Annotated in this window: 17 protein-coding genes and 1 tRNA gene; 10 read left to right on the top strand and 8 right to left on the bottom strand. The window is 62.6% G+C overall.

Annotation, left to right across the window (positions count from 1 at the left end):
* Positions 1-7: 7 nt before the first annotated feature.
* The 3 genes from ACKN61_RS01935 to ACKN61_RS01925 are packed head-to-tail and all read right to left on the bottom strand — an operon-like array spanning position 8 to position 1,543.
* The gene (locus ACKN61_RS01935; RefSeq protein ID WP_408952053.1) at positions 8-820 is read right to left on the bottom strand and encodes an ATP-binding protein; all 813 of its coding nucleotides are present in this window, start codon (positions 818-820) and stop codon (positions 8-10) included.
* A 49-nt stretch (positions 821-869) separates the two neighbouring features.
* Positions 870-1,340 carry a hypothetical protein gene (locus ACKN61_RS01930; RefSeq protein WP_057916340.1) on the bottom strand — a complete coding sequence of 157 codons (471 nt, stop codon included), beginning with the start codon at positions 1,338-1,340 and terminating at the stop codon, positions 870-872.
* Positions 1,337-1,543 carry a helix-turn-helix domain-containing protein gene (locus ACKN61_RS01925; protein ID WP_057916339.1) on the bottom strand — a complete coding sequence of 69 codons (207 nt, stop codon included), beginning with the start codon at positions 1,541-1,543 and terminating at the stop codon, positions 1,337-1,339. Before ACKN61_RS01925 ends, ACKN61_RS01930 begins: the two co-directional genes overlap by 4 nt.
* 631 nt (positions 1,544-2,174) lie before the next feature.
* Between ACKN61_RS01925 and ACKN61_RS01920 the strand changes: the two genes are divergently transcribed.
* The 8 genes from ACKN61_RS01920 (at position 2,175) to ACKN61_RS01885 (ending at position 8,071) form a co-directional block, all read left to right on the top strand.
* Positions 2,175-3,107, top strand: coding sequence for a hypothetical protein (locus ACKN61_RS01920; RefSeq protein WP_408952052.1), 933 nt, complete (start codon positions 2,175-2,177; stop codon positions 3,105-3,107).
* 177 nt (positions 3,108-3,284) lie between these two features.
* Positions 3,285-3,752, top strand: a complete 468-nt coding sequence (locus tag ACKN61_RS01915) for a DUF2924 domain-containing protein (protein WP_408952051.1) — start codon at positions 3,285-3,287, stop codon at positions 3,750-3,752.
* Complete coding sequence (locus ACKN61_RS01910; RefSeq protein WP_408952050.1) at positions 3,752-4,141, top strand: recombinase family protein; 390 nt, start codon at positions 3,752-3,754, stop codon at positions 4,139-4,141. The genes ACKN61_RS01915 and ACKN61_RS01910 overlap by 1 nt, the downstream gene beginning before the upstream one ends.
* Positions 4,138-5,472, top strand: a complete 1,335-nt coding sequence (locus tag ACKN61_RS01905; RefSeq protein ID WP_408952049.1) for a recombinase family protein — start codon at positions 4,138-4,140, stop codon at positions 5,470-5,472. Before ACKN61_RS01910 ends, ACKN61_RS01905 begins: the two co-directional genes overlap by 4 nt.
* Positions 5,469-5,897: a LacI family transcriptional regulator gene (locus ACKN61_RS01900; protein ID WP_408952048.1), complete on the top strand. Its 429-nt coding sequence runs from the start codon at positions 5,469-5,471 to the stop codon at positions 5,895-5,897. The genes ACKN61_RS01905 and ACKN61_RS01900 overlap by 4 nt, the downstream gene beginning before the upstream one ends.
* A gap of 56 nt (positions 5,898-5,953) precedes the next feature.
* Entirely contained in the window at positions 5,954-6,463 is a 510-nt protein-coding gene (locus ACKN61_RS01895) for a helix-turn-helix domain-containing protein (protein ID WP_408952047.1), read from the top strand.
* Positions 6,464-6,522: 59 nt separating this feature from the next.
* Positions 6,523-6,849, top strand: a complete 327-nt coding sequence (locus tag ACKN61_RS01890; RefSeq protein WP_408952046.1) for a hypothetical protein — start codon at positions 6,523-6,525, stop codon at positions 6,847-6,849.
* Between the two features lie 523 nt (positions 6,850-7,372).
* A complete protein-coding gene (locus tag ACKN61_RS01885) occupies positions 7,373-8,071 on the top strand; it encodes a hypothetical protein (RefSeq protein WP_408952045.1) in 699 nt (232 codons plus the stop codon).
* Between the two features lie 1,022 nt (positions 8,072-9,093).
* Here ACKN61_RS01885 and ACKN61_RS01880 read toward each other — a convergent pair.
* Positions 9,094-9,867, bottom strand: coding sequence for an alpha/beta hydrolase (locus tag ACKN61_RS01880; RefSeq protein ID WP_408952044.1), 774 nt, complete (start codon positions 9,865-9,867; stop codon positions 9,094-9,096).
* A gap of 183 nt (positions 9,868-10,050) precedes the next feature.
* Between ACKN61_RS01880 and ACKN61_RS01875 the strand changes: the two genes are divergently transcribed.
* Positions 10,051-11,514, top strand: a complete 1,464-nt coding sequence (locus ACKN61_RS01875) for an HD domain-containing phosphohydrolase (protein ID WP_408952043.1) — start codon at positions 10,051-10,053, stop codon at positions 11,512-11,514.
* A gap of 213 nt (positions 11,515-11,727) precedes the next feature.
* On the opposite strand, the gene ACKN61_RS01870 is transcribed toward ACKN61_RS01875, so the two are convergent.
* Together ACKN61_RS01870 and ACKN61_RS01865 are read right to left on the bottom strand one after the other, a co-directional pair.
* A complete protein-coding gene (locus tag ACKN61_RS01870) occupies positions 11,728-12,330 on the bottom strand; it encodes a class I SAM-dependent methyltransferase (RefSeq protein WP_408952042.1) in 603 nt (200 codons plus the stop codon).
* Positions 12,327-13,310 (bottom strand): oxidoreductase, encoded by a 984-nt coding sequence (locus ACKN61_RS01865; RefSeq protein WP_408952041.1) that lies wholly within the window; start codon positions 13,308-13,310, stop codon positions 12,327-12,329. The genes ACKN61_RS01870 and ACKN61_RS01865 overlap by 4 nt, the downstream gene beginning before the upstream one ends.
* 62 nt (positions 13,311-13,372) lie before the next feature.
* Between ACKN61_RS01865 and ACKN61_RS01860 the strand changes: the two genes are divergently transcribed.
* Entirely contained in the window at positions 13,373-14,011 is a 639-nt protein-coding gene (locus ACKN61_RS01860; protein WP_408952040.1) for a TetR/AcrR family transcriptional regulator, read from the top strand.
* Positions 14,012-14,508: 497 nt separating this feature from the next.
* On the opposite strand, the gene ACKN61_RS01855 is transcribed toward ACKN61_RS01860, so the two are convergent.
* A tRNA-Ile gene (locus ACKN61_RS01855) sits at positions 14,509-14,584 on the bottom strand.
* A gap of 250 nt (positions 14,585-14,834) precedes the next feature.
* The gene (locus tag ACKN61_RS01850) at positions 14,835-17,216 is read right to left on the bottom strand and encodes a GH92 family glycosyl hydrolase (protein ID WP_408952039.1); all 2,382 of its coding nucleotides are present in this window, start codon (positions 17,214-17,216) and stop codon (positions 14,835-14,837) included.
* Positions 17,217-17,320 lie beyond the last annotated feature (104 nt).

The following is a 17,320-nucleotide window of genomic DNA, read 5'->3' as shown; positions in this document are numbered from 1 at the left end:
CTGCGAATCAGTGAAGAGGGGTGTCGTTGGGCGCCGCCGCTTCGGGCGCGCCGAGCTTGCGCATGAGTTGGCCCAGGTTCGGGGGCTCAATCTGATCGAGGCGGCCGGACCGGTCCTTGGCGGGGAACCCCCACGGATTGGCGGTGTGGCAGACGAAGGCGCGGTACGGCGGGCCGTCACCGGACGTGATCTGCGCGAGCGTGATCACCTCGTCCACGATGCCGGGCAACTCCAGTCCGGTCTTGGAGCCGTCGATCTGCAGCTCGTAGACCTTCTTATTGAAGTCGTCGATGCGCTCATCGAGGATGCCGACGAACCATATGTGCTTTCCTCGGGTGTGCTGGATGTGGGTCAGCCAGCCGACCATCTCCTGGCCCATCAGTCCGTAGGCACCGCGCGTGTCCGGCTTGCCGGTCTTTTCCGAGAACGCCTGCGGTTGCCCCTTGCACCACTGCAGGCACAGCCTGCCGGCGACGGTGATCGAGTCGATGAAGAGCGTGCGGTAGCGATCAAGCACGGCGGGATCGCCGTAGCGCGCACACGCCTGCTCGTAGTGCCAGGGGCTGAACGGCTGGCCATCGCGCAAGGCCGGGTTCGGGCCGCCCAGAAAAACGGCCAAGTCGCGGCAGTCCTCCCAGGTGCGCGGGCGCAAGCTGTCGCCCGGCCAATCCTTCACCGCCAGGTCGCCGGCCTCGATGTCCACGAACAAGGTCGTCGCCGGGTCGAGGCTCCATAACTGAAAGGTCTTGCCCAGACCCCAGCGTCCGATCAGCACACCCTTGACGCCACGGACTTCGGCCAAGCGCTGCTCGGCGGTCACGATAGGCAGGACCATCAACGGCAACCCCCACTCAAAATTGCAAACGTGGTCACAGTTCACCGTCCGTCGTAGAGAGGCGGAACGTAGGCTTGCCGGTCTTGAGCGTGCGTGCCGCGTCGAAGTTCGCGCGCATCGACACCGGCCAGCCGCTGTATTTGCTCTCGCTGATGCGGTAGCTGATCTCGACGAACTCGCCGGGGTCTTCGCCCGCGGCGCGGATGCGCTGGACGATCTGCGCGAGCCGGGTCTGATCCCACTCGATCTTCTTGGGCAGCTCGACGCTGACACGGACGTCGCCATCGGCAAAGCTCACCGTGCCGGCGTCCTTGCCGGCGGCCAGGCGTGCCTGAGCCGCGATGCGGCTATAGCGCAACTCGAGCGCGCGATCGATCCAGTCGGCGTTCGCCTTCGCGGTCGCGAGCGCGTCGACCACCTGCTGCTTCAGGTCGAGCAACTGCTCGGGCGCGAACTCGGCCAGCTCCGACGCGGGGCGCCCGATGCATTGTTCCAGCAGCGTCATGCAGACACCTGCGCCGGAGTCGTCGTGGACGACCGCATCGAGGCGGTCTCGAACTGCTCAACGTCGTCGTGCCGATAGCGCACGTGACCGGCGATCTTGCAAAAGCGCGGCCCGATGCCTTCGGTGCGCCAGCGCTCCAAGGTCTTCGCCGGCACGCGCCAATGCGCCGACAACTCCTCGGGCGAGTAGAAACCACTGCTCATGTTCTGCTCCTTGTATGCGGCGTGTTCTGCCGTGCAAGAAGCGTCGGTCAAGCGCAGTGAGGAATGTAAGGGGGGAACGAGCTAGGAATCAGTGAGGAATGCATGAGGAATCGAGGGTCGATTCCTCACTGACCAAATCTCGATCACCGACTGATAGAGGTTTGCGCATTCGAGTGAGGAACCGACGCCGATTGCTCACTGAATTCGCTCGTGACCGCCCTCAATCCAAACGAAGCATGAACACAATCGACCGGAACGCGGATCACGTGTCAACGGATGCGCAAGTGATATTGCGCACAGCTTCGGCGACAGGATAGGCTGCTATTCAGCAAGACAGAACCAACTAAAAGTGGCTCCTCCAAAGGCCAAACTTATGCACAACGGATTGTTTCAAACTGCCACGGCGGCGACGTTCACGGACTCAGCTCGACCCTCTCGCTCTCTCGTTGCTCCTGTACTACGGAGCAAACTCGACCTTGCCGCCCATGGCGGCGGACAGATACCCGATCTGATTCCGGATCTAACGATTCGCTGATTCCCTGATCCGCTGAGTCGCTTCATCGGCTGCACCTGTACCTAGCCCGCTTGGGCCTGACGGGCAGCTATTGCCTACGATTTCGAAGGACACATCGTGCTGTACCGATACTTGAACTGGTTCGAATCCGAACCGGCAGATGCCCTGTTGCCCTACGACGGCGACGCCATGAGCGATTTCGCCACGCTGGGAGCGTTGGCGAAGACCCGGCGCACCCGGCGAATCCATTGCGCACGGTGCGGCCATCAGTTCGCCCTCCAGTTGCACTCGTATCAAGAGCGCGACGTGAAATGCGTGGTGTGTGCGGCCGACGTTGAGATGACGTCCGAGTACATGTCGACGCAGGTCCAGCTCGACTGGTTGCCGGCGTTGCTGACGCGCCGGCTCGCGGGACCGAAGGCCGTGCCGGACATGCTGATCGAGAACCGACTGTGGCGCCTGGCGAGTCTCAACACCGCCGCGGGCGATGTGCCGGTCTATCTGCTGCGCGCCGGCTGGTACATCGACTTTGCGCCGATCCTCTCGTGCCTGCAGCTCGACTCGGTTGGCCGGCAAATCGTGCTGACCTCCTCGCCGCTGATCAATACCCAACTCGCCGACACCCATCGCACGATCCTGGCCCTCGACGAAGTCGTGCGCATGGAAACCGAAGGGCTCTGGCTGGATTTCCGGCGCCTGGGGGATGCCATTACCGCGCCCTACCCGGTCTGGTTCGATCACGACCCCGCGAGCGGCCGGCTGGCGATTGGCGATGAAGCCATCGTGCTCCGGCGCAGTCAGAAGGAGGTCGTCGGTCTGCTCGCGGCGGCGCACGAAGCGGGGCATCAATCTGTCAAATGGAAACCGCTCCTGCGCCAAGCACGCTACGGCGGTCAATACACCTCGCTGTGGCAGGCCCTTCCCTCGGAACTTCGTCGCTTCATCGATACGGCGAAGGGCGATGTCTGGATTAGGAAGGAAGCCTTGCCGCCCTCGCGTGCCGGTCCGCCGAGCACGTCCAATGCCCCATCCCCTGATGACCATGAATGAAGACCCTAAGCAGGCTGAAGCCCACGCTCGACTCGATGCAGTAGCGAACTTGTTGGCGCTCGCGGTCGTTCGATTGCGCGCCGATATCGATGCATCGGCTGGAGAAACCCGTGGACTTGCAAACGTCTCCGAACCGAGGGTGTATGTCCGCACCTTCAAACCCCAACGGAGAGAGACGTGAAACGATCCACCGCACCACCCAGCAAGGTCAGTCCTAGGATCGCCGCGCTGCAGAGTCTGGGCTGGAGCGAACTCAAAGCGATGTGGAAAGAGCTGTTTGGGCGCGAACCCGGCATCAACAATCGCAAGTACGTCGAGCGCCGGCTAACCCATCGACTGCAAGAGCTGGCAGCCCAAGAGAGCCACTCAGACCTGCTTCGATCCAACGAACGACGGATTCGGCATCTACTCGAAACCGGCGCCATCCAACCCAAGAAAAATGGAGCGCTGCGCATGGGCACAGTGCTCACGCGGAATTACCACGGCGCTTTGCACTCCGTTCGCGTACTGGACGAACGCTGCTTTGAGTACTGCGGAAGGCAGTACGGGAGCCTGTCTGTCATCGCCCGCGAGATCACCGGCACCCGCTGGTCCGGCCCGGCCTTCTTCGGACTTCGCAATCCCTCTACCAAGGACAAACCCTAATGGACCCGTTCATCATCCCGCCGACCGATCCGCGTGAGCCGCTGCGCGTCGCGATGTACTGCCAGACGCTGTGGGCCGACACCGATTTCATTGGCTACCAGAAGACCGTGATCACCGATACCCTGCGACGCTGCGCCGACATGCCGCCCTTGCTCAGCACCTACATCGACAACGGCTACTGCGCGAACACGCAGATCCGGCCGGACTTCCAGCGACTGCTGCTCGATGTGGCAGCGCGAAAGATCGACGTCATCGCGGTATGCGACTGGGGACGACTGGCGACGACCGATGCCGATATGCGGCAGTTGCTGCGATTCTTCTATCAGCACGATACCTTGGTGATCGAGTGCAAAACGACGCCGGCACGGCTGGTGCTGCTCGCGGCATGAACACCCTCCCGCCCAAGCGGCAGCGGTGTGCCGTATACACCCGCGTCTCCACGGAGGAAGGGCTCGGACAGGCCTACACCTCCATCGATGCCCAACGCGACTCCGGCGAAGCCTACATCGCCAGCCGGCGTTCGGAGGGCTGGATTCCGGTCGGCGACTACTATGACGACGGAGGATACTCCGGTGGCAACTTGGAGCGCCCCGCCCTCAAGCGCCTGCTGGACGATATTCGCGCCGGCAGGATCGACATCGTCGTCACGTACAAGATCGACCGCCTAACCCGGTCGCTGTTCGACTTCGCTGAGCTGTTCAAGATCCTCGAAGAACACAACGTTACCTTTGTCGCGGTAACACAGCACTTCAACACCACCGATGCCATGGGCCGCATGGTGCTCAACATCATGCTGACCTTCGCCCAGTTCGAGCGGGAGCTGACCGCCGAACGCATCCGCGACAAATTTTTAGCCAGCAAGAAGAAGGGGTTGTGGATGCATGGTGTTCCACCACTCGGGTACGACGTCAAGGAACGGCGACTCGCGATCAACGAGCCAGAAGCCGACCTGGTTCGATGGGTGTTTCTGCGCTTTGCACAGGAGCGCTCGATACAGAAGGTCGCCGAGCTTGCACTGCACGCCGAGTACCGCAACAAGTCGTGGACCAGCGCTGCCGGGCGGCACGCACCGGGGAAGGTGCTGGACAAAGGCTCGATACACAAGATCCTCCACAATCGAACCTACCTCGGCCACTTGAAGCACAAGGACACAGCGTTCGAGAATACCCACCCACCCATCATCGATGCTGCGCTATGGGAGCGAACGCGCGAGATACTCGCGGTGAATGCCCATGCGCGCACCAACCACTCGCGGGCCAACGTGGCCTTTCTCCTGAAAGGTCTGCTGTTCGATTCGGAGGGCGCAGCCCTGACTCCGTGGCATACGACCAAGCGCAACGGACAGCTCTATCGTTATTACCTGAGTAAGGAGCTGATGGACCGGGGCAAGCTCGCGCGATCGCCCTTGCCGCGCCTGCCTGCCAATGAGCTGGAGTCGATCGTGGTGAAGCAGTTCCGGCGGATTATTCAGTCTCCTGAGATGATTCAGGCTACCTTGTCGGCGGCGCGGTTCCAGGACACGGCATTGGACGAAGCACAGATCACCGTGGCGATGCGGCAGATGGACCGGATATGGGACTCGCTGTTCCCGGCCGAGCAGCAACTCATCGCCCGGCAACTGATCGAGAAGATCATTGTCGCGCCCGAACGCCTGGAAATCCGGTTCCACCCGTTGGGCATCCAGCTACTGGCGGATGATCTGCAAAGGCACGCCGCATGACCGACGACGTCATCCATCCCAACGGGGAGGCCAGCACCTTCTATACCAACGACGGCGCGGCCACCGTGACGATTCCGATTCGTCTGAGGCGGCGATCGGGACGCAGGACGATGCTGGCAGCTAGCGTCGGACATGCCGGCGTCGCGCCGGATCTGACCGCCATGCAGCAGGCCTTGGCGCGCGGCTTTCGTTGGCGCGACATGCTAGACACCGGCGAGGTGGCGTCCATGAAGGAGATCGCGGCCAGAGAAAACACCGACCACAGCTATGTCGCCCGCATGATCAACATGACCCTGCTGGCTCCGCAGATCGTCGAAGCGATCCTGGACGATACGCTCCCCGATATACGGTTGACACGGCTGGTAGTGAGCCCCCCGTTGCTCTGGCGGGACCAACTCCAGCGTGTCGGCCTGCAAGCGCGTTGACTTTGTTCCGACGCACTGAACCCGCTCCATCCACCCCGAGAGATAGAGGACGCCCCATGCCGAATATTGCTTCTGTGCTGAAAGACGAAATCGTCCGATTGACGAGAAAGGAGTTCCGGCAACAGATGGAACCTCTTCGCAAACAGGTTCTCGCCCAGCGCAAGACCATCACTTCGCTCAAGGCCGATATCGACCAGCTCCAACGGGGTATCAAGGTGCTTTCCAAAGGGCCGCGCAAGAGCGCGAACGTGGACGCCGACCCCACCGCGCCGACCACGCGGGCACGCTTCTCGGCCAGTGGCTTGCGCAAATTGCGTGAGAGGTTCGGTCTTTCGCGAGAAGCCTTCGCCCCCTTGCTCGGTGCGAGCCACCAGTCGGTCTATAGCTGGGAGCGAGGCAGCAACCGTCCCCGCCCGGAGGTCATCGAGAAGATCGCGGTACTGCGTGGCATGTCCAAACGGCAGGTTCTGGCGGTAGTGGAACAGCACGGGCCCAAAGCGCAGAAGCCGGCGGCGGCGAAGAAGAAGGCCGCCAAGAATAGGGCAAAGAAGGCCGTACCCGAGTGATAGCCGCCTCCGGCCGGAGCGTCTCGGCCCGCGAGACAACGCCTAACTAATGTCCGCCCATGGACGCTCTCCGGCCTTTACAAGATCTGCCTCCCGGTTTTCACTGGGAGGCGCCTTTTTCCGGCTCGATCTTCCCGTCCCACCTCGTCGTGGTACCGGATGACGACCCCGACGCGTGGCTCGCGACGGTCGCCCCCACGCGCGGAGAACTGGCGGCGGTCGCGACCATTCGCCGCCACCTTGGGCTCAAGGATCACGTCAGCCGCCCCTTCCGCACCGACGCCGCCGCCTTGGGGTGGGTCGCACGCTGGCTTACCAGCCAGGGGGGCGCGGTACGCGCCGAACTAGCCGGCTACGGGCCGTTGCGCCCCGTCACCGCGACTTGATGGCGCACGCGCCTCATCGCGTGCAGCCGACGTCGAACCGGTCTCGTACCATACGGACGCAGCAAGCCCGTCGCCCGTCCAACCATTGAACATCGCCTCATGTCGATTTGTGTGTCCCGCTATCCCTGCTGGCTGCGTACCCGGAGCGACCCTCCGCAGTACGATCCGGAGACGTCCGTCGCGGTGATCGAGGAAGAACGCGAGCCCGATGAGTGGGGCGAGCCAGGGCGCCTGGTGCGCCGGAAGCTCCTCCATGTCGAGGGTCCGTTCGGCGGGACGTGGGCAGATCACCACCGTTCTCGGCATTCGTCGTGGCGCTTGGAACTTGGCCCGAGAATCGGCGGTCTCAGTTGGGCCAACTCCGCTGAGGAGTGAGCCGTCAGCTCGGTATCGGAAGCCCAGCGAGCCGACACGCGCCGCGGGATCAAAGCCGTTTTCCTACATAAATCTAAGATAGCGAAGGGTGGTTCAGCCCTCGCGGCAATATCGGTACTATCGACCGACATTAACCAGGGGACCACGAGTGCGCACGCCGAAGAAATCGTTACTACCCGTTCAAATTCCGCTGCCTGAGAATCTGCCCCTCGCTGGGAATGCAGTCTTCGTTCGACTCCCCACACTGACGGCGCTTGAGCAGTTCTGGGCGACGCAACGCGACGTGCGGCCGTTTGCGGCGAAAGGCATCGGCTGCACTTCCGGTCAGCGCTTTCTCAATGAGTACGAATGGGTGTTTGCGCCGACGAAGGCGGCACTGGTGGCTGCGTTCACGCGCTGGGACCAGACCGGCATCGACGTGTGCTGGTACGACTGGAAGGGCGACGCTAACGCGGACATTAGTCACGAAGAATTCTTCCGCGACTACGAGTCCCACCGGGATCGCCGGATAGCCGAGGGCCATTGGACGTTGCAGGACGAGGTCGACCACCTGGAGTACTCACCGGAGCGCTATACCGGGGAGTGGATCGTCGAGAACTTACCGGATCAAACCGACATGGGCGATTGGTTCGGCCTCGGCTACAGGAGCATCATCGACCGTTCGCTGCACATCGATGAGGTCACGCGAATCATGCAGGAACGGACGTTCGATGACTGGGTCGACATGGACACCTACGACATCGAAGTCCACGACGCCGCCGCGATGGATGAAGAGATCGAGTACTGGCGAACGGAGAAGCGCGAGGACTCGGGATACTACGGCCACAAGAACGAACATCCAGCCTGAGCTTTGGCCTAATCCGTACACCTGATGATGCGTCAAACGCAGATAACTGCTGGGCCGAGCCGCGAAGCGGCTTCGGCTTGAATGAATCATCAGGTGCGCTTCCTGTGGCCGCGAACCAATAGAATGAGACCAGCTACGAGAAAAACGATACCCAACACTGATTGAGTGGCGACGGCGACCCAGAAAACAAAGGGGTCAGTGCCTTCATTTACCGAGTAACCCGGAGTACGACGGGTTTCGGGCATGACAAAGGAAGCGCCGACTACGCTCGTGTACACAAATCGTAGCCAGATCGCTCCGATTGTCGCCCCGAAGAATCCTATGACACGTTCGAACACGCGCAATTACCGCCTGATTGATGCCGAGCCGCGAAGCGGCTTCGGCTTGAGCGACTGACCGGGCAGCCCAAGCATTGAGATAGTTTTCAAGGACGAGGATACGACTGACCAGTTGGCACCATGGCGCCGCATAATCGACACTACATCTGCAGCGCATCGCGGCCCGCAGTAGTAAAAATGCGTTACGTCGTAGTCCCCATCATGTCGAAGGACGGGTGTGCCAATGGACATCCTCATGCCTTTGCCCAAAATCCATGCTCCCCCAGGTAAGAACTGCAAATCTATGTTCGAGAGCCTGCGAACCAGGGACGGCGAAATATCGCGACTTTCTACCGTAACAAAATACGGCTGCCGACGATTTGCACCCATATAGGTGGTCGTCGAAGAGAGCTCGTGCCGTATGAGGGCTTCGGCGAAGCTGACATCGTTCCTGTTTGACGCGAGCGCACCGGTTGACGCCAGCAGAACGATCAAAGCAATTAGACACCTGTGCATAACGGATCCGCTCCGATTCGCGTTGTTTGTACGTTATTGTATTCCCGCACCTTCACATATTTACCGAACCGCGAAGCGGCTTCGGCTTGTATTTGCGACCTGCTACTAAAGGTATAACCTTACCTCGCATGAAGGACGCCCCGCCTATGCGGGGCGCCTTAGGGTCGGCAGACTTGGCCGCCCCAGGAGTTACTTCTTTCCCAGCGCTGCCTGCGCGATGATCTTGGCGACCACTTCCGGCTGCGATACATAGATCGCATGGCTGCCCGGCGCCTCGACCACGGTCGCACCCGAACGCTTAGCCATGCTCTGCTGGGCAGGCGGCGGAATCATGCGGTCGTCGGTGGCGACCAAGTACCAGCTGGGCTTCGACTTCCAAGCCGGGACCGTGACCTTTCCGGCGGCGGCCTCGACACCCCACGGCACCTGCGACGCCGCGATGAACTCGGCTTCTTCGGCCGGCAGGTCGCCGGCGAACGAGGCGGCGAACTTGGAGCGATCGAGCAACAGGAAACCGTCTTGCGGCGGCAGGATCGGAGGAGCCGACGCGCCCGGGGGCGGATTGGCGATCAGCGACTGCACCGATTCGCCTGCGTCCGGGGCAAAGGCGGCGATGTAGACCAGGCGCTCGACCTTGGGATCGGTGCCGGCTTCGGAGATCACCACACCGCCGTACGAATGGCCCACCAGCACCACGGGGCCGTCCTGTTGAGCGATGACGCGCTTGGTGAAGGCGACATCGCCTGCAAGCGAAGTGGTCGGATTCTGGACGATGCTCACGTTGTAGCCGTCCTTCTTGAGGACGTTGTAGACCTTCTGCCAGCCCGAGCCGTCGACGAAGCCGCCGTGGACGAGGACGACGTTCTTGAGGCCTTTGGGGGCCTGGCCGGGTTTGGTCGCATAGGCCGTGAAGGTCAGGGACAGCGCAGCGGCAGCGGCGAACGCGAGAGTCTTCAGTTTCATGGGATTCTCCTTGGTAGGTAGTGAAGTGAGTCGGTCATTCACCGGTTGGCGGTTTGTTTGTGGGCCAACCTTGGAGCGCAGATTGCGCCGCGCATCCCCCGCGCACCATCGGTTGAATGACCGAGGCTGGGGTGGGAGGGGCAGCGCTAGACTTCTCGTCCCTATACGCAGGTAGCGATTTCTGTGGACAACCCCTCCGTTGCCCTCTTGGATGTGATCCGGTCCCTGGCCTTTGTGGGCGACCTGGCGATGGGCCAGCCCATCGACCACTCGCCGCATGCCGCCTGGATAGCGGGGCAGTTGGCCCGGGAGGCCGGTGCGGATCAGGCGGCATGCGCCTGTGCCACAACGGTCGCGCTTTTGCGCTGGTCGGGCTGCACCGCGAACGCGCCGGAGTTCGCCCATCTATTCGGCGATGACGTTGGCGGGCGCAAGGCCTTGTTGGCCATCCAGTCCTCCGGCAGCAGCTTTCGCTCAGGCACCAAAAACAAGGTATCGGCGTTCCGGACCTTGTCGCAGATCCATTGCGAGGTTTCGGGGGATATTGCAGCCCAGTTGGGGCTGGACGATGCGACGCAGTTGGCGTTACGCCATCTGTTTGAAAGCTACGACGGTACGGGCGCCCCGGATGGCCTGCATGGCGAGCAGGTTCCACTGGCTGTTTATACGGCCTCGCTGGCCGGTGACCTCGAAATCTTCAATCGCCTCTATGGCGAAAAGCAGGCGTGTCGCCTGATCAGCGAGCGTGCGGGCTCTCTGTATCCACCAGAGCTCGCGAGCGTGGCGGTGGCACACGCTCAGCAATGGCTGACGGCCCTCGACGAAGACCCGATGTTGGCCGGCGCGTGTTCGCTTGATGAAACCTGCGCGGGCCAAACGACTTCATTGGAGATCCTGGCCGACGTCATCGATTTGAAGCTGCCGTGGATGACGGGGCATTCGCGGCGGGTGGCGGAGCTAACGCGCAATGCCGCGGACCACCTCGGGCTCGATGCAATCAGCCAACGCAGGGTCTACCGTGCAGCCCTCATCCACGGCATGGGCCGGGCCTCGGTACCCAACATGATCTGGGACACCCCGGGCAAACTGTCGATGTCGGCATGGGAGCGCGTAAGGCTCGTTCCATATTGGACCGGGCGCGCAGGGCGGCAGATCGGCTCGCTCGCGCGGGAAGCTGACATCGCGTCGTATGCCTTTGAACGGACGGACGGCTCAGGCTACTTTCGCGAGATCAAGGCGGGGGGCAGCCCGATCGAAGGGCGCATCCTCGCTGCGGCCGGTGCGCTGGCCGCCCTCCGTGGCGAACGCCCCTGGCGCGAGGCGTTCACACAAGCTGACGCGGAGTCGCAGCTGATGGCGGAAGCTACTGCAGGGCGCTTCGACGTCGACGTCGTTCGTGCCCTCTTGAGCAAGAATCGACCTGCAAGAGCAAAGCTGCCGGTGATGCCGATGACCGGCCTGTTGAGCGAGCGCGAGCGAGACGTGCTGCGCATCATCAGTCTCGGTGCGAGCAACAAGGTGGCAGCTCAGAAGCTGTCCATCAGCCCGAGCACGGTGCGGACACATGTGGAAAGCGTCTTCCGCAAGCTGGAGTGCTCGACACGGGCGGCGGCGACATTGAAGGCTACACAACTGGGACTGTTGTAGACCACCATCGTCCATCTAACACCGAGTTCGACCAGTCATCGGGCGCACATCTGATTAAGGACGATTGTGCGGCGTGATTTGCAGAGCCGCGAAGCGGCTTCGGCTCTTGAATGAATACTTAGAGTTCGCCTGCGCCGGACGAAACCCATTCAAGCTCTGATGAAAAGATGTCTGCAAGCCAGATGGTGACGCCATCTGCCCCAACGCACTCAACTACACTGGCCGGGATATTGCGAGCGGTCTTGGGGAGGGGCGCTTGGTGATGCGATAGACGGATGCAGGCGGCATGTTGACCAGCGTGCCGCCAATGCGTTTGGCCTTGAGACCGAGTCTGTCGAGAATGCGTTGCGAGACGGGACAGTTCGGTCCGTAGGTGAACTGGTAGAAGGCGCCGTCCGGGTGCAGGCCGCCGAAGGCGCCGCATAGGATAGCCATCACCTTCCTGGGACTCATAGAAAGCAGCGGCAGTCCGCTGACTACGCCGCCGATGCCGCCGGTTTCAAACAGTTGCAGCGTCGCCAGCCGCGCCGCATCCATATGCCGTACGCGTGCGGCTGGAAACCGGCGCTGCAGCAGGCTGGCGAAATCAGCGCTGTGTTCGATCAGGATGAGATCGCGCTCGGGCACGCCGCGCACCAACAGTGCACGGGTAAAAGCGCCGGTGCCCGGACCCAGTTCGAGCACCGGCCCGCTGCCGGCCGAAATTTCGCTGGTCATCAGGCGGGCCAATGCCGTGCTCGATGGGGCGATCGCCGCGATCTGCAATGGGTTGGACAACCATGCACGGAAAAAAGAGAGGGTATCGGCCGCGCTCATACGCCACCTTCGACGCGATGCAGATCCAGACGCACGCCGGTGAGCTCTTCCGAGACCCGCCACAAGCGTTCGGCCAGCGCTTCATCGCGCGATGCTGCCACCGGCTTTACCCGAGTCGGATAGCCCTTCTTTTCGTTCGGACTATCGGGCCCGAAGAACTCTCCACTACGGACGTCCGGCGCCGTTGCGGCATAGAGTTGCGGCAGCACACCCATCTCGGCGGGTTGCGCAAAAAAACGATTCCCGATGCGCATGAATAGTTTCAGCACGCCGCTCGGCCCGTTCATCTGCAGATTGGTCGAGGCGTAACCGGGATGCGCCAGCACGCTTTTCACCGACGATCCGGCGGCTCTGAGCCTGCGGTCCAGCTCCAGCGCGAATAGAGTGCCGGCGAATTTGGATTGAGCGTAATAGGCGACGCGGCCGTACTTGCGGCTGCCCGTGAGATCATCGAAATGGATCTTGCCGCGCTTGTGCAGATCGGAACTGAGGGTAACGACGCGGCTGTCGCGGCCCTTGAGCAGCAACGGGAACAGCTGGCAGGTGAGAACGAAGTGCGCTAGGTGATTGACGCCGAACTGCAGTTCGTGGCCCTGACGAGTCAAGGAGCGCGGCGGCATCATAATGCCGGCGTTGTTAACGAGAAGATCTAGACGCCCGTTCTCGCGAAGCAATTGATCGGCAAAAGCCTTCACCTCGTCGAGGTCCGCCAGATCGAGCTGGCGCAGTTCGGCGCTGCCCTTGGGGCGCGAGGCCATGACTTTGCCATGGGCGCGGCGTCCTTTCTCCAAGTCGCGCGCGGTCATGATCACGTGCGCACCGTGCTTGGCCAACTGCAGGCTGGTCAGGTAACCCAGTCCACTGTTGGCGCCGGTCACCAAGACGGTGCGTCCGCTCTGGTCGGGAATATCGCGCTCGGTCCACCCATGCCCGCCTGGCCCAGTCGTCGGCGTATTGCTGCGCTTCGATATCGCGTTCATGTTGCCTCTTTATCTTGACAGTGTTAATTTGAAGCCTAGCGCCTAATTTAAACACTGTCAAGATGACGCAAGCCAAGCGAAACAGCCGGAAAGCCCCCGTCGAGCGCTACCACCATGGCGACTTGAAAATGGCCCTGATCCAGGCCGCCGACCAAATCCTTGCCGAGCACGGTCTGGAGGGTTTCAGCTTGCGCGAAGCGGCCAGGCGCGCGGGCGTGTCGCCGGCCGCGCCCGCCCACCATTTCGGCAGCGCCGCCGGCCTGCTCTCGGAGGTGGCCATCCTCGGCTTCGAGGAATTGGCCAAACACCTGGACGTCGATCCATCCGCCGGCACGCCGACACAACGGATGCGGATGCAGGGCGTCGGTTACGTCCGTTTCGCGTTGACCTATCCCGGTCGATTCCATCTGATGTTCCGCCACGACCTATTGAGTCACGATGACGCCGCCTTGCAGGCAGCGGGCGACAAAACCCTGATGCAGCTCGAGCAGACCATCCGGGCGATGCATTCCCTGCCCTCGCAACAATCGCTGGATACGCAGGCGCGCGCTGAATTACTGGCGGCGTGGTCTATGGTGCACGGCTTCGCCCACCTCGCGCTCGATGGCAAGCTCTCCCAATTGCAAGCGGCCACGCCGTCCAATGGCCTGCTCACCGACGTGCTGCCGAAGATGCTGGAGAATCGTTGGCCCGACGCCTGAGCATCTACATTGGGACACGTTTTCTCCGCTGTGCACTCGCTTCTCTAAAGGCCTTTGCCAGTACCGGTAACGCTTCTCGTGCGCCACTGAAGTGAACCCAGAACTTGTCGGCGTCCGGTCAACGCATCCGCTGCACGGGCGTGATTTCGGTATCGCATTAGTCGGATCAAGCGGTTTGATGTCGTCTTGGGTCAAAAGGTCAAAAAAGCCGGTCTTCGTGCGCTGTGGTTTCAAGTTGAGTGTTCTGGCTGACCTGTTGATCGCCGAAAAACTCGCAGAAAAGTCCACGGCTAACCCGTTGATTTGTAAGAGGCCAAAATTCAGCCCTTTGGTTCCGAGACCACAGGTAGGGAGAAGAGAGAGGACTGACTGGCGAAAATTTCGCCAAACGGCGTTTTTCGCCGGTTCTCTGAAACCACGGCCTTCGCGGAAACCCTCGAAAATAAGGGGGTTTTCTCAACGTGCGGAGGGGGAGATAAACGCCCTTCCGAAAGGAGTGGTGGGCCCACCAGGATTCGAACCTGGAACCAAAGGATTATGAGTCCTCTGCTCTAACCGTTGAGCTATAGGCCCGCGCGAGCAGGGATTCTAATGGTTGGGCGGGGCGGGCGTAAGCGGCGCGGCTATGTGCCAGCGCCGTCGCACGGGGAGCCCATGCCCCTCGACGCAGAGACGGCGCGCAGCAGCGGTGTGGCCTGTCTCGTCGATTCCTGCCAATCGATGGACCGTATCAAGGCGCAATCGAGGCGCCTCACCAGTCGAAGCGCCTCACCAAAGGCCGCTCATCCAGGCAGAGACAGGCCTAGGCGACAACCGCCCCCCCTCAGCGCCTCACACTCATCGAATACGGCCGCTGCTTCGGATCGCTGGCCCAAGCCTTATTCGGCGCCCCCTGCATCGTAAACCGCAGCTCCCCGCCGGCCATGATCTCTTCGTGGCGCAGGAAGCTGCGGTCCAGCGGCTGGCCGTTGAGGGTGGCGGCGCCGATGTAGGTGTGGGCGTCGTCCAGGCCGTCGGCAACGACGGTGAAGCGTTTGCCGTTGGGCAGGTTGAGGGTGGCCTTGGGCAGGAAGGGGCGGCCGATGGCGTATTCGTTGCTGGCCGGGGCCACCGGGTAGAAGCCCAGCGCGGTGAAGACGTACCAGGCCGACATCTGGCCGAGGTCGTCGTTGCCGGCCAGGCCGTCGGGGCGCGGGGCGTATTGGCTGGCCATGATCTGCTTGAGGCGCTCCTGGGTGCGCCAGGGTTGGCCGGCGTAGCCGTAGAGGTAGGCGACGTGGTGGCTGGGTTCGTTGCCGTGGGCGTACCAGCCGATCAGGCCGGTGATGTCTTCCATGTGCTCGAACACCTTCGGGTCGACCTTGGCGTCGAAGACCTGGTCGAGTTTGGCGACGAGCTTGGCGTCGCCGCCGTGGGCGTCGATCAGGCCGGCGACGTCCTGCGGCACGTACCAGGAATACTGCCAGGCGTTGCCTTCGGTGTAGTCGGTGCCGTAGCCGCTGGCGGTGGGGTCGAAGGGTTCGCGGAAGCTGCCGTCGCGCTTGCGCGCGCGCATGAAGCCGCTGTTCGGGTCGAACGCGTGTTTCCAGTTGCCGGCGCGTTTCTCGAACTTGGCTGCGATGTCCTGGCGGCCCATGTCGCCGGCCATGCGCGCGATGGTCCAGTCATCGAAGGCGTATTCGAGCGTCTTCGAAGCGGCCTCGCCTTCTTCGTCGATCGGCACGTAGCCGAGCTCCATGTATTGGGCGATGCCGTCGTAGGGGCCGTAGCTGGCGCTGGCGACCATCGCGTCGAGGGCCTCGCTGGTGTCGTAGCCGCGGATGCCTTTCATGTAGGCGTCGGCGATCACCGGCACGGCGTGGTAGCCGACCATGCACCAGGTTTCCTGGCCGTGGAAGGACCAGATCGGCAGGATGCCGTAGGGGCTGTGGCGGCGCGAGGCGAGCAGCGAATTGACGAAGTCGTTATTGCGCCGCTCGGGCTGCACCAGGGTCAGCAGCGGATGCAGCGCGCGGTAGGTGTCCCACAGCGAGAACGTCGAGTGGTACCGGAAGCCCTTGGCCTGGTGCACGGCGTTGTCGGGGCCGCGATAACGGCCATCGCTGTCCATGAACAGACTCGGCCCCATCAGCGTGTGATACAGCGCGGTGTAGAAGCTCTTGCGCATCGGCTCGGGCGCGTCGGCCTCGATCGCCGACAGCGCTTCGGTCCAGCTCGCACGCGCCTGCGCGCGCACGCCGTCGAAATCCCAGCCGGGCACTTCGGCGTCCAGATTGGCGATCGCACTGTCTTCGCTGACCGGCGAGATCGATACTTTGACAATCAGGTCTTTACCTTCGGCGTCGGCGAAATCGAGGCTGCCGACCACTTGGCGGCCTTCGATCTGAGCGCGTTTCGTCGGGTCTTTTTCGCCCGGGGGCGGGAAGCCTTTGTAGGCGACATCGGCTTCGGTGTCGTGGAAGCCGTGGCCGCTGACGGAGCGCGAGAAACGCATCGCGAAATAGAGCTGACGGCCCGGCGCCCAGCCGCGGGTTTCGCGGTAGCCGGTGACGGTGCCGTCGGCGCGCAGGCGCAGCCGCGACCACAGGATCTTGCCGGGGTAGTCGTACAGGCTGGTGCGCAGGTCGACCAGCACGTGCGCGGGCTGCCCTTTCGGAAAGCGGTAGCGATGCACGCCGACGCGCTCGGTGGCGGTGAGTTCGGCGCGGATCTTGTAGTCGTCGAGGGTGACCGCGTAATAGCCGGGCTGCGCGACTTCGTCGTCGTGACGGAAGCGCGAGCGGTAGCCGCTGCGGGCGACCTTGGAATCGCCGCGTTCGAGCTTGACCTCGCCGGCGATCGGCATCAGCAGCACGTCGCCGAGGTCGGAATGGCCGGTGCCGGAGAAGTGGGTATGGGAGAAGCCGACGATGCTGCTGTCGCTGTAGCGATAGCCGGCGGCCCAGCCGTAGGCCTGCTTGCGCGGCTGGATCTCGGTGTCGGGGCTGAGCTGGATCATGCCGAACGGCACCACCGCGCCGGGAAAGGTGTGGCCCTCGCCGCCGGTGCCGATGAAAGGGTCGACCGAGTCGTAGGCCCGGCGGCCGGCTTCATCAGCAGGACCAGCACTCGCGCCGAGGGCGCAGGCGGCCAGGGCGGCGGCGGCCAGCCAGCGCAGGGCGGGACAGGCGCGGCGGGAGGTGAGAGGCTGGGTCGGCCGGGTCATCCGGGGCACTCCGTCTATAGGGCACAGGGCCCGGACACGGCCGGACCGGCAAAAATCCCGGCGGCCACTTTTAGATCGTTCTAAATGCGGGCAAGCTAACACGC

Source organism: Lysobacter sp. Hz25 (genome assembly GCF_046097045.1).
In the GTDB taxonomy this organism is placed as follows: Bacteria; Pseudomonadota; Gammaproteobacteria; order Xanthomonadales; family Xanthomonadaceae; genus Lysobacter; species Lysobacter antibioticus_B.
The sequence above is the reverse complement of the archived record's forward strand: the minus strand, read 5'-3'. Positions and strand labels throughout refer to the sequence as shown.

Coding starts and splice junctions, on each gene's coding strand:
- ACKN61_RS01930 (WP_057916340.1), bottom strand. CDS start 1,340: ATGACGCTGCTGGAACAATGCATCGGGCGCCCCGCGTCGGAGCTGGCC.
- ACKN61_RS01925 (WP_057916339.1), bottom strand. CDS start 1,543: ATGAGCAGTGGTTTCTACTCGCCCGAGGAGTTGTCGGCGCATTGGCGC.
- ACKN61_RS01910 (WP_408952050.1), top strand. CDS start 3,752: ATGGACCCGTTCATCATCCCGCCGACCGATCCGCGTGAGCCGCTGCGC.
- ACKN61_RS01905 (WP_408952049.1), top strand. CDS start 4,138: ATGAACACCCTCCCGCCCAAGCGGCAGCGGTGTGCCGTATACACCCGC.
- ACKN61_RS01900 (WP_408952048.1), top strand. CDS start 5,469: ATGACCGACGACGTCATCCATCCCAACGGGGAGGCCAGCACCTTCTAT.
- ACKN61_RS01895 (WP_408952047.1), top strand. CDS start 5,954: ATGCCGAATATTGCTTCTGTGCTGAAAGACGAAATCGTCCGATTGACG.
- ACKN61_RS01890 (WP_408952046.1), top strand. CDS start 6,523: ATGGACGCTCTCCGGCCTTTACAAGATCTGCCTCCCGGTTTTCACTGG.
- ACKN61_RS01880 (WP_408952044.1), bottom strand. CDS start 9,867: ATGAAACTGAAGACTCTCGCGTTCGCCGCTGCCGCTGCGCTGTCCCTG.
- ACKN61_RS01870 (WP_408952042.1), bottom strand. CDS start 12,330: ATGAGCGCGGCCGATACCCTCTCTTTTTTCCGTGCATGGTTGTCCAAC.
- ACKN61_RS01865 (WP_408952041.1), bottom strand. CDS start 13,310: ATGAACGCGATATCGAAGCGCAGCAATACGCCGACGACTGGGCCAGGC.
- ACKN61_RS01860 (WP_408952040.1), top strand. CDS start 13,373: ATGACGCAAGCCAAGCGAAACAGCCGGAAAGCCCCCGTCGAGCGCTAC.
- ACKN61_RS01850 (WP_408952039.1), bottom strand. CDS start 17,216: ATGACCCGGCCGACCCAGCCTCTCACCTCCCGCCGCGCCTGTCCCGCC.